Annotated in this window: 11 protein-coding genes; 5 read left to right on the plus strand and 6 right to left on the minus strand. The window is 66.0% G+C overall.

Annotated elements, in window-relative coordinates; translation table 11 throughout:
* Nucleotides 1–7 precede the first annotated feature (7 nt).
* From LH128_RS27930 to LH128_RS27950, 5 genes are read right to left on the minus strand one after another with little or no spacing between them, the layout of a single operon-like run.
* Nucleotides 8–358 (minus strand): nuclear transport factor 2 family protein, encoded by a 351-nt coding sequence (locus tag LH128_RS27930; RefSeq protein WP_008833060.1) that lies wholly within the window; start codon nt 356–358, stop codon nt 8–10.
* Nucleotides 355–1,560, minus strand: coding sequence for an NADH-quinone oxidoreductase subunit D (locus LH128_RS27935; RefSeq protein WP_036522905.1), 1,206 nt, complete (start codon nt 1,558–1,560; stop codon nt 355–357). The genes LH128_RS27930 and LH128_RS27935 overlap by 4 nt, the downstream gene beginning before the upstream one ends.
* Nucleotides 1,561–1,562: 2 nt before the next feature.
* The gene (locus tag LH128_RS27940) at nt 1,563–2,300 is read right to left on the minus strand and encodes an NADH-quinone oxidoreductase subunit C (protein WP_008833062.1); all 738 of its coding nucleotides are present in this window, start codon (nt 2,298–2,300) and stop codon (nt 1,563–1,565) included.
* Between the two features lie 6 nt (nt 2,301–2,306).
* Complete coding sequence (locus LH128_RS27945) at nt 2,307–2,834, minus strand: NuoB/complex I 20 kDa subunit family protein (protein WP_197524448.1); 528 nt, start codon at nt 2,832–2,834, stop codon at nt 2,307–2,309.
* A 38-nt stretch (nt 2,835–2,872) separates the two neighbouring features.
* Nucleotides 2,873–3,247, minus strand: a complete 375-nt coding sequence (locus LH128_RS27950; protein ID WP_008833064.1) for an NADH-quinone oxidoreductase subunit A — start codon at nt 3,245–3,247, stop codon at nt 2,873–2,875.
* 431 nt (nt 3,248–3,678) lie between these two features.
* On the opposite strand from LH128_RS27950, the gene LH128_RS27955 reads away from it, so the two are divergent.
* Together LH128_RS27955 and LH128_RS27960 are read left to right on the plus strand one after the other, a co-directional pair.
* Entirely contained in the window at nt 3,679–4,872 is a 1,194-nt protein-coding gene (locus LH128_RS27955; protein ID WP_008833065.1) for an acetyl-CoA C-acyltransferase, read from the plus strand.
* Between the two features lie 256 nt (nt 4,873–5,128).
* Nucleotides 5,129–7,924 (plus strand): bifunctional diguanylate cyclase/phosphodiesterase, encoded by a 2,796-nt coding sequence (locus LH128_RS27960; RefSeq protein WP_008833066.1) that lies wholly within the window; start codon nt 5,129–5,131, stop codon nt 7,922–7,924.
* Between the two features lie 10 nt (nt 7,925–7,934).
* Here LH128_RS27960 and LH128_RS27965 read toward each other — a convergent pair whose 3' ends face one another.
* On the minus strand, nt 7,935–8,411 hold the full coding sequence (locus LH128_RS27965; RefSeq protein WP_008833067.1) for an SH3 domain-containing protein: 477 nt from the start codon (nt 8,409–8,411) through the stop codon (nt 7,935–7,937).
* Nucleotides 8,412–8,494: 83 nt separating this feature from the next.
* On the opposite strand from LH128_RS27965, the gene LH128_RS27970 reads away from it, so the two are divergent.
* From LH128_RS27970 to LH128_RS27980, 3 genes are all read left to right on the plus strand, one after another.
* Nucleotides 8,495–9,493: a 2-hydroxyacid dehydrogenase gene (locus tag LH128_RS27970; protein ID WP_008833068.1), complete on the plus strand. Its 999-nt coding sequence runs from the start codon at nt 8,495–8,497 to the stop codon at nt 9,491–9,493.
* Nucleotides 9,494–9,635: 142 nt separating this feature from the next.
* Complete coding sequence (locus tag LH128_RS27975) at nt 9,636–10,934, plus strand: ammonium transporter (RefSeq protein ID WP_037521760.1); 1,299 nt, start codon at nt 9,636–9,638, stop codon at nt 10,932–10,934.
* A 31-nt stretch (nt 10,935–10,965) separates the two neighbouring features.
* Nucleotides 10,966–11,322 (plus strand): DUF805 domain-containing protein (locus tag LH128_RS27980; RefSeq protein ID WP_008833070.1); only part of this gene is annotated, 357 nt, incomplete at its 3' end.

Consider the following 11,322-nt stretch of genomic DNA (forward strand, 5'->3'; position numbering starts at 1 on the left):
GCGATCATCAACGAATGAATTCGACGCGCGAACATTTGTCGCCTTCGAAGCTGTAGACCGCGATCACGTCGAACGGGTCCACGAGTTCCGAACCGTCGCTCGCAGGGCCGCGCGTCACGTGCTCGCGCATCAGCACGTAAGCGCCGATCTGCGAGGCTTCGACGATCTCGGCCTTGTTCTGCGGCCACTTGGCGAAAGCGGCGGCGAGGCCCGAGCGGGTGCCTTCCTTGCCTTCGCGCACGACGGCGCCACGATAGTTCGCCTCGCAGGCCTCATCGGTCATGTACGAAACGTATGTGTCGACGTCCTGCGCATTGTAGGCCGCGATCATGGCCTTGGCGGTGTCCAGAAGGCTCAACGGTCGCACTCCCCGAACACGATGTCCATGGCGCCCAGGATCGCCGTGGCGTCCGGCAGCATGTGCCCCTTGGACATGAAGTCCATCGCTTGCAGGTGACTGAACGCCGTCGGGCGGATCTTGCAGCGGTACGGCTTGTTGGAGCCGTCCGAGACGAGATAGACGCCGAATTCGCCCTTGGGGCTTTCGGTCGCGACGTAGACTTCGCCCGCCGGGACGTGAAAGCCTTCGGTGTAGAGCTTGAAGTGATGGATCAGCGATTCCATCGACGACTTCATCTCGGCGCGCTTGGGCGGAACCACCTTGCGGTCGGTGGAGGCCACCGGACCTTCAGGCATCTCGCGCAGGCACTGCTTCATGATGCGGGCCGACTGGCGCACTTCCTCGGCGCGGCACATGAAGCGGTCGTAGCAGTCGCCGCTGGTGCCGACGGGAACCTCGAAGTCCATTCGGTCATAGACGTCGTAGGGCTGCGCCTTGCGGATATCCCAGGCGATGCCCGAACCGCGGATCATCGGGCCGGAGAAGCCCCATGCCAGCGCGTCTTCCTTCGATACCGTGGCGATATCGACGTTGCGCTGCTTGAAGATGCGGTTGTCGGCGACGAGGCTCAGTGCATCCTCGAACAGTTCCGGCAGGCGCGTGTCGAGCCAGTCGGCGATGTCGGTCAGCAGCTTGAGCGGCACGTCCTGATGCACGCCGCCGGGACGGAACCAGGCCGAGTGCATGCGGGCGCCCGAGGCGCGCTCGAAGAAGTTGAGGCAATCCTCGCGGATTTCGAACAGCCACAGGTTCGGCGTCATCGCGCCGATGTCCATGATGTGCGAACCCATGTTCATCATGTGGTTGCAGATGCGGGTCAGCTCGGCGAACAGCACGCGAAGGTACTGGGCGCGCAGCGGAACCTCAAGGTTCAGCAGCTTCTCGATCGCGAGCACATAGGAGTGCTCCATGCCGAGCGGCGAGCAGTAGTCCAGGCGGTCGAAGTACGGCAGCGCCTGAAGGTACGTCTTGTGCTCGATCAGCTTCTCGGTGCCGCGATGGAGCAGACCGACGTGCGGATCGATCCGCTCGATGATCTCGCCGTCCAGCTCCATGACCATGCGCAGAACGCCGTGGGCCGCCGGATGCTGGGGACCGAAGTTGATGGTGTAGTTGGTGATGACCTCGTCGCCGGTGGTGGGCGACTGTTCAAGCAGCATGCTCACTTGGCGTCTCCCTTTTCCGACTTCTCGGCGGCCTTGTCGTTCGCCTTGTCACCGGCACCCGTTTCGGCGGGCTTTTCGGTGGCCTTGGGCGTCGCGACCGGCGGCGGAGCGGGCGTTTCGGCGGCCTTCTCGTCACCCGGCAGGATGTAGTCGGCGCCTTCCCACGGGCTCATGAAGTCGAACTGGCGCAGATCCTGGGCCAGCTTGACCGGTTCGTACACGACGCGCTTATCCTCTTCGGAGTAGCGCAGTTCCTGGTAGCCGGTGAGCGGGAAGTCCTTACGGAACGGGTGCCCCTCGAAACCGTAGTCGGTGAGGATGCGGCGCAGGTCCTTGTTGCCGGCGAAGATCACGCCGTACATGTCGAACACTTCGCGTTCCAGCCAGCCGGCGTTCGGCCACAGCGTGGTGATCGTCGGGACCGGCGTGTGCTCAGCCGCCGTCACCTTCGCCATGATGCGATGGTTCTTGGTGACCGAGAGCAGCATGTAGACGACTTCGAAACGCTCAGGACGCGACGGATAGTCGACGCCGGCCATTTCCATCATCTGCTGGTATTCGTGATCGTCGCGCAGGATGCGCAGCGCGTTCTCGATCTCGTCACGCGCGATGGTGAGCACGATCTCGCCATGCTCCTCCTTCGCGGAGACGACCTTGGGGCCCAGCGCGGCGACGAGGGCGTCAAGGACGCCCTCGTTCGAGGCGATCTTCGGAGCGGAATGCAGAACGGGCATCTGGCCTTACCTCTCGACGGTGCCCACGCGGCGGATCTTGCGCTGCAGCTGCATCACGCCATAGAGCAGCGCTTCGGCAGTCGGCGGGCAACCCGGCACGTAGATGTCGACGGGCACGATGCGGTCGCAGCCGCGCACCACCGAGTAGCTGTAGTGATAGTAGCCGCCGCCGTTGGCGCAGCTGCCCATCGAGATGACGTACTTCGGCTCCGACATCTGGTCGTAGACCTTGCGGAGCGCCGGGGCCATCTTGTTGCAGAGCGTACCTGCCACGATCATCACGTCCGACTGGCGCGGGGAAGCGCGCGGCGCGGCGCCGAAGCGCTCCATGTCGTAGCGGGGCATGTTGACATGGATCATCTCGACCGCGCAGCACGCGAGGCCGAAAGTCATCCACCACAGCGAACCCGTGCGGGCCCACTGGAACAGCTCCTCGGTCGAGGTGACCAGGAAGCCCTTGTCGGACACTTCCTGATTGAGATCCTTGAAAAACGACTGGTCGGGCGCGGTGATCGCGCCGCCGACCGGCGACATCGGGGCCAGAGGCTGGCCCGCCGAGTTAACGAGCGTGCTCATTCCCAGTCCAGAGCTCCCTTTTTCCATGCATAGGCGAGGCCGATGGCCAGTTCGCCCAGGAATACCATCATCGTCGTCCAGCCGGCCCAGCCCGTGAGCTTGAGCGACACGGCCCAGGGGAACAGAAAGGCAGCTTCGAGATCGAAGATGATGAAGAGGATCGCCACCAGGTAGAATCGCACGTCGAACTGGCTGCGCGGATCTTCGAAGGCGGGGAAGCCGCACTCATATTCACTGTTCTTGTCGGCGCTGGGCTGGTGCGTGCCGGTCAGCCGGGCAACGCCCAGCGGAAGGAACACGATCACGGACGAAAGCCCAAGCGCGATCACCAGGAAGATGAGGATCGGCAGGTATTGCGACAGATCGGTCAATGTTCTTGCCTCTTACCGCGAATGCGACGTTGGCGGACTCGAATATGTCATGGTGAGCCCGTCAAGTTGGCGCGTCCTTAGGCCAGCCTACCGCGCCTCGCAAGGGTATCCCGGCACAATAATCCGCCATTCGCATTGCATTGCAACACGACAAAGTGTCCAATCCCGCAGTTTCCCGGCGCTTGCCCACCCCGAGGCGCCTGACGCAATCGTCAAGTCGCTTCGCGCAACCGGTTTATTGCGAATTGTTCGCGAAACGCGGCCGACATATCTTGGCAATCAGGCAAGGCTTCCCATCTCCTGGCCATCGTCCGAATGAAACCGGCGGGACGGTGTAGAGGCGGCTCGTACTGTCGCATCATTGCAATTGACGCAGCGCAACATTATCCCGTTCGTCAACTAGAACGGTCATCAGTGTGAAAGGTATGCCAATGGCCCAGATTTCGGCTTCCGACCCGATCGTCATCCTCTCTTATGCGCGCACCCCCATGGGCGGTCTGCAGGGCGTGCTGGCGGACGTATCGGCGACCGACCTCGGCGCGACCGCGGTTAAGGCCGCCGTCGAGCGTGCAGGCGTCGCTGGCGAGGACATCGAGCGAATCTACATGGGCTGCGTGCTGCCTGCCGGTCTCGGCCAGGCCCCTGCCCGCCAGGCCGCGCTGAAGGCCGGCCTGCCCAAGTCGGTGCAGGCGACGACCGTCAACAAGGTCTGCGGCTCGGGCATGCAGACCGTCATCATGGGTGCCGAGGCGCTGGCCGCCGGTTCGCTCGACGTGGTGATCGCGGGCGGCATGGAATCGATGACCAACGCCCCGTATCTTTCGAAGAAGCACCGTTCGGGCGCACGCGCCGGTCATGACACGATCTACGACCACATGTTCCTCGACGGTCTGGAAGACGCCTACGAAGGCGGCTCGATGGGCTCGTTCGCGCAAGTCACCGCCGACGAATACCAGCTGACCCGCGAGAACCAGGACGATTACTCGATCGAGTCGCTGCGCCGCGCGCAGGAAGCGATCACCTCGGGCGCCTTCGCCGCGGAAATCGTCCCCGTCACCGTGAAGACGCGCAAGGGTGAAGTCGTCGTCGACACCGACGAGCAGCCGCCCAAGGGCAATCCGGACAAGATCCGCACCCTGCGCGCCGCCTTCGCCAAGGACGGCACGATCACCGCCGCCAGTTCCAGCTCGATCTCGGACGGCGCGGCCGCCGTGGTGCTGACGCGCAAGAGCGTAGCCGATGCCAAGGGCCTGACGCCGGTGGCCACCGTCGTCGGCGTCGAGGCTCACGCGCAGGAGCCGGCCAAGTTCACCACCGCCCCGGTCGGTGCAATCACCAAGCTGGTCGAGAAGGTGGGCTGGAACCTCGCCGACGTCGACCTGTTCGAAGTCAACGAAGCCTTCGCCTGCGTCGCCATGTTCGCGATGCACGACCTCGGCATCCCGCACGACAAGGTCAACATCCACGGCGGCGCCACCGCGCTCGGCCATCCGATCGGTGCTTCGGGCACGCGCATCATCGTGACGCTCATCAACGCGCTCAAGGAAAAGGGCCTCAAGAAGGGCGTCGCCAGCCTCTGCATCGGTGGCGGCGAAGCCACGGCGATCGCGGTCGAACTGGCCTGACGACAAGGAAATCCTCCCCTGCCCGCAACCCGGGCAGGGGGCATTTCCTGATCCACGGTCCATCATCGTCATTCCCGCGAAGGCGGGAACCCACCTCCTGACGGCGCCTCTTGCAGGGGCATCAAATGGGTCCCCGCCTTCGCGGGATGACGAACGGTGTTTCAGTCAGACATGACCTCACTGCGGGCACAGAGTTAGGTCCGTGTTAACCAATCAACCCTAACAGCCATCAGGTTTCTGATGACTAGGGTTGCCGATGTTCGACGTTCTGCTGTGCATTCACGATCAGCATGACAGATGGTTTGTCCTGCTGGCAGCCGCGATCTGCGTCGTCTCCACCCTGTGCGCGGTGCAGCTGCTGCGTCATGCCCGTCACTTGTCGGGATCGGCTGCTCGCCATTGGATCGTGGGTGCGGGCAGCGCCATCGGCTTCGGCGTCTGGGCAACGCACTTCGTCGCGATGCTCGGCTACGGCCCGGGACTGGTCGTGGGATATCACGTTCCCGCTACCGTGATCTCGCTGCTCATCGCGGTGGTCATGACCTCGCTGTCGTTCGCGGTCTCCCTCGCCCTGCCGCATCGCAAGGGTTTCGCGCTTGCCGGCCTGCTCGCGGGCTCGGGCGTCATCGCGATGCACTACATCGGCATGTCCGCGATCGAGTTTCCCGCCGACATCCACTGGCGTCCCGCCTTCGTCGCGGTGTCGCTGCTCTTCGCGGTGCTGCCCGCCTGCCCCGCCCTCGCGCTTTCGGTCAAGGGGCGTTCGATTCTCAGCGCGCTGGCGGCTGCGGGCCTGCTGGCCCTCTCGATCGTGTCGCTGCACTTCACCGGCATGGCCGCGATGCAGTTGACGCCCGCGCCGCTCGACCTGCACGGCGGCACCCTGCTCTCCCCCGATAGCATGGCAGCCGCTATCAGCGCCGGATCGCTCGCCCTGCTCGCCATCAGCATCGCGGTCCTGAGCATCGCCCGCCGAGCCCGCCTCGTGCTTCATGCGACCGAGCGCGACATGAGCATTCTCGTCAAGGGCATCACCGACTGCGCGATCTACATGCTCGACCGCGACGGCCAGGTGGTCAACTGGAACGCGGGCGCACAGCGCCTGAAGGGCTACTCTTCCGATGAAGCCGTCGGAATGCCGCTCGCCGCGTTCTACACGCCCGAAGATCAGGCCGACGACCTGCCCCGCCGCGCCGTCGCCGATGCCGCCAAGACAGGCAAGTTCAGCGGCGAGGGCTGGCGCGTCCGGCGCGACGGCAGCCGCTTCTGGGCTCACGTCACCATCGAGAAGGTCGCCAACGAACTTGGCGAGCACATCGGCTTCGCCAAGATCACCCGGGACATGACGCGGTTCAAGGAGGACGAGGACCGCGTTCGTGAAATGACGGGCCACCTCGACGCGGCGCTGGCCAACATGCACCAGGGCCTGTGCCTGTTCGACGCGGACGGCCGCCTGCGCATTGCCAATCCGCGCTTCAACGCGATCTGGGGAATCGCCCCGGACACCTCCCTGTCAGGCATGAAGGCCGAAGCCGTCGCGGGCGCCGTTCTCGCCGCGCCCGCCGGGCGCTCGGCCTCGCGCGGGCGCCGCGATGACCTGCATCGCCATTTCACGCGCCCCGTCGCCGACATGGCCGCCGCGTCGGTCACCCTCGACCTCGGCGAAACCCTCGTCGTATCGATGACGAGCCGCGCGATGCCCGGCGGTGGGCGCGTCGTGACGTTCGACGACATCACCGAACGCCGCCGCTCCGAGGCGAAGATCGCGCACATGGCGATGCACGACAACCTGACCGGCCTGCCCAACCGCAACAGCTTCGCCCACTGGATCGACGCCGAACTGGAAGAGGCGCGCCACTTCGGGCACCAGCTTGCCGTGGTCATGATCGACCTCGACCGCTTCAAGGAAATCAACGACACCCGCGGGCATTCCGCAGGTGACGCCGCTCTGCAACATCTCGCCCAGCGCATGGTCGATGTGCTCGACGACGGCGAGATCGTCGCACGCCTTGGTGGCGACGAATTCGCCGCCGCCAAGCGCTTCCGCGACCGGAACGAACTCGACGTCTTCCTCCAGCGCGTCGAAGGCTGCTTCGCGACCCCGTTCGGCTCGGACGACAACGCCTTTCACCTCGGCGGCAGCATCGGCCTCGCGGTGTTTCCGGAGGACGGCGCCCGACGCGAGCAGTTGCTCAACAACGCCGACCTTGCCATGTACCGCGCCAAGGGCAGCGTCACCGAACGCATCGCCTTTTACGAGCCGGAAATGGACGAGACGGCGCGCGCCCGCCGCCAGATCGCCAATGACCTGCGCCATGCGGTCGATCGCGGCGAACTCACGGTGCTGTATCAGCCCCAGCATGAACTCGCGACCGGCAGGCTTTCCGGCTACGAGGCCCTGCTGCGCTGGCGCCACCCGACGCGTGGCCTTGTCTCGCCGGTCGAATTCATCCCGATCGCCGAGGAGACCGGCGAGATCTTTCGCATCGGCGAATGGGTCATGCGCGAAGCCTGCCGCGAGGCGCGGTCCTGGCCGGAGCATCTGAAGGTCGCCGTCAATCTCTCGCCCATCCAGTTGTTGCAGAACGACTTCGTGGCGATCGTGCAGAACATCCTGATTGAGACCGGCCTGTCGCCGCGCCGCCTCGAACTGGAGATCACCGAAACCGCGATCATCGCCGACAAGCTGCGCGCCCTGCATTTCCTGCGCCAGATCAAGACGCTGGGGGTCAGCATCGCGATCGACGATTTCGGGACCGGCTATTCCTCGCTCGACACGCTCCACTCGTTCCCGTTCGACAAGATCAAGATCGACAAGTCGTTCGTGCTGCGATCACAGCAGAGCGTGGAGGCCTGCGCGATCATCAAGGCCGTCCTCGCGCTCGGCCACAGCCTCAACGTGCCGGTTCTGGCGGAAGGCGTGGAGACGATCGAGCAACTGGACCTGCTTCGGGAACAGGGCTGCGACGAGGCGCAGGGATTCTACTTCGGCAGGCCGGGCCTGTCCCCGAGCCTCATCGGCCAAGCGGCGGACAACCTGCAGACCGGCTGAGAACCGAATCTCAGGGCTCCCCGGTGCCCCAAAGCTGCTCTTCGCGTACGAAGCCCTTGTGCCCGTCGGTGTCGAACGAGCACCAGCCCTCCTTGCACTCGCCAAGCAGGCCGACCACGCCCGGCTCGACGCGCCAGAGCATGGCGGCCGCGCTGCTGCCCTTGGCGCGCATCTCGATCAGGCTGCCGTCCTTGACCATGGCCGCGCGCTGGCGGGACAGCAGGAGGTCGCGCATCCAGCCCTTCGAGCCCTCGGGGTCTTCCACCAGGCGCCACGGGCCTTCGCGGCGCAATACCTTCACCGGAAGATGTGGACGGCGATAGACCCAGTCGATCCGGTACGAATCGCCCGGCCCTACGCGCAAGTTGGCGATCTCCGCATCGATCGAGGCCCAGTAAGGCACCTTGTCGTCATTGGCGGCGCGCGCGGGCTGCCCGGCCAGAAAGGCAAGGGCAACGAGAGGCAGAAGGAAGGCGGGACGGTTCATCGCGGCGATCTTACCGCGCGGCGCCGAGGCCCATCAAGGGCGCTTGACCACGCCCCTGTGGACGGCCTAGCCCATGTCCCGAAATGGACACCGCGCGCCCGCTCCCGCCCCGTCCCCGGGTGATCGTTACGCGGCGGCTTCTGCCGCAGGTGGAAGCACGCATGGCCGAGCTTTTCGACCTCGTCCCCAGCCCCGATGACAGACCGATGACGCGGGCGCAACTGGAGGCGGCGATGCGCGACTGCGACGTGCTGGTGCCGACCGTCACCGACATGATCGACGCCGCGATGATCGCCGGTGCCGGTGAGCGCATCGCGATGATCGCCAGCTTCGGCGCGGGGACCGATCACATCGACCTTGTCGCCGCGCGCGCGCACCGCATTCTCGTGACCAATACGCCCGGCGTGTTCACCGACGACACCGCCGACCTGACGCTCGCGCTGATCATCCTCGTCTCGCGCCGCTTCGGCGAGAACGCCCGGACCTTGCGCGAGGGGCGCTGGGAAGGCTGGGCGCCTTCCTCGATGCTGGGCCATTCGCTCGGCGGCAAGACGCTGGGCGTGGTCGGCATGGGGCGGATCGGGCAGGCGGTCGCGCACCGCGCACGGGCGTTCGGGCTGGAAATCCGCTACCACAACCGCCACCGCCTGCCCCCGGCGGTCGAGAACATGGTCTCCGCCCGGTACGAGCCCGACCTGGACCGGCTCGTCGCCGAAGCCGACATCCTGACGCTCCATTGCCCGGCCGGACCGGAAACCGAGCACCTGATCGACGCGCGCCGGCTCGGACTGATGAAGCCGGGCGCCTGCATCGTAAACACGAGCCGCGGCCGCCTCATCGACGAGGAGGCACTGATCGCGGCGCTGTCCCACGACCGCATCGCCGCCGCTCTCGACGTGTTCGAGCGCGAGCCGCAGGTCGATCCGCGTCTTCTGGCGATGCCCGGTCTCGTCGCCCTCCCCCACCTCGGCAGCGCTACGTACGAAGGGCGCGGCGCGGCGGGGCACAAGATCGTGACCAATATCCGGTCGTGGGTGGACGGCCATCGCCCGCCCGACATGGTGCTGCCCGACCTGATCTAAAATCGCAGGCACCGATCCACTTCGGGATCGCAACCCCTTGTCCCGAATTAGCTTCCTGATCTAACCCGGCGTAAAGGGTTCGGCCGCTATCGCGGGATCGAATCTCTTGAGGAATGACCGCGCGATGTTCAGGCGTTCGACAATGGCTGCTCGTCTGCTGCTACCTGCGGCGCTCGCCGCGCTGGCGCCGACGGCCGCCTTCGCGCAGGACGGGCGGCTCGACGTCGCGGACGGCGGCGACACCGCGTGGCTTCTTGCGGCCTCGGTTCTGGCGCTGTTGGTGCTGCCGGGCGTCGCACTGCTTTATGCCGGGCAGGTCCGGGCGAAGAACGTGCTGTCCATCCTGATCCAGTGCGGTGCGATTTTCGCGGCGGCCTCCACGTTGTGGGTCATGGTCGGCTATACGCTCGCTTTCGGCGACGTGGGGGGAGGCTGGCTGGGCAAGGGCAATGCGTGGATGCTGATCGCGCTGGGCAACGTGCGCGCGGGAACTGCCGTACCGGAAAGCACCTATGCACTGTTCCAGATGGTCTTCGCCGCCCTCGCCCCGACCCTGATCGTCGGCGCCTGCGCGGAGCGGGCACGGTTCGGCTGGGTCGTCGCCTTCGCCGCGCTGTGGAGCCTTGTCGTCTACGCGCCGGTCGCGCACTGGGTCTGGGGCGGAGGCTGGCTGGCGCAAGGCGTGGGCACGCTCGACTGGGCGGGCGGGATCGTCGTTGATATGACCGCCGGTGCCTCGGCGCTGGTCGTCGCGGTGATGCTCGGGCGGCGCAAGGGCGTCGTGCAGGGCCTGACCGCGCCGCATGCGCCCGCGCTCGCCATCGCGGGCGCTGCGCTGCTGTGGGTCGGCTGGCTGGCGCTGAGCGGAGGATCGGCCGTCGCCGCCAACGACGATGCCGCCGCCGCCATCATCGCCATGCACGTAGGCGCCGCGGCCGCCGCCCTGACATGGCTTCTGGTCGAACGGCTGATGCTGGGCAAGCCGACCGCGATCGGCTTCGCGAGCGGCGCGGTCGCCGGATTGGCGACGCTGGCCCCGGCGGCGGGCTTCGTATCGCCGGGCGCCGCCATGCTGATGGGCGTGCTGGGCGGAGTGACCTGCCATTTCGTCATGCGGCTGGTGCGTCGCAAGCTGCTGATCGACGATGCCCTCGGTGTCTTCGCAGTGCAGGGCGTCGGCGGGATCGTCGGCTCGCTGCTGCTGGCGGTGTTCCTTTCGGAGGGTCTCGGCGGCGTCGGCTATGGCGAGGACATGAACCCGGTCGCGCAACTGGCGGCGCAGGGGATCGGCGTGCTGGTGGTCGCGGTATGGTCGCTCGTCGGCACGGTGATCCTCGCGCTCATGGCCTCACTGGCGTTCCCCATGCGCGTGTCGGAGGATGCCGAGCGCGAAGGGCTGGACGGCGCCACCCACGGCGAACGGGCATGGAATTTCGATTGACACTCACCCCCACAAAACCGGAAATGCGGCGATGATCACCTATTTCCGGCAGGCTGGCCGCAGTGTCGCCCGCTCCCTGGACTTTCGCGGCAAGGCCGACCGCCGCGAGTTCGTCACCTACATCCTGATTTCGCAGATCCCGGTCGCAGTGCTGGCCCTGGCGACGAGTTGGCTCGATCCCAGCCCTGTCCTGCGCGCCGTCATGCTGGGCGTACAGGTGAAGGTCGCTCTGCCCCTGTTCGCCCTGTCGATCCGCCGCTTCCACGACCTCGGCCGGAGCGGCTGGTGGAGCGCCCCTCTGCTGATCCTCGTCGCCCGCATGCTGCTGCTGGAACTCGTCGGCATCCTTGCCGGATGGAGCGTGCGCAGCGCGATCGAGGCCGTGCTC

It is taken from the genome of Sphingomonas sp. LH128 (assembly GCF_000293195.2).
In the GTDB taxonomy this organism is placed as follows: domain Bacteria; phylum Pseudomonadota; class Alphaproteobacteria; order Sphingomonadales; family Sphingomonadaceae; genus Novosphingobium; species Novosphingobium resinovorum_A.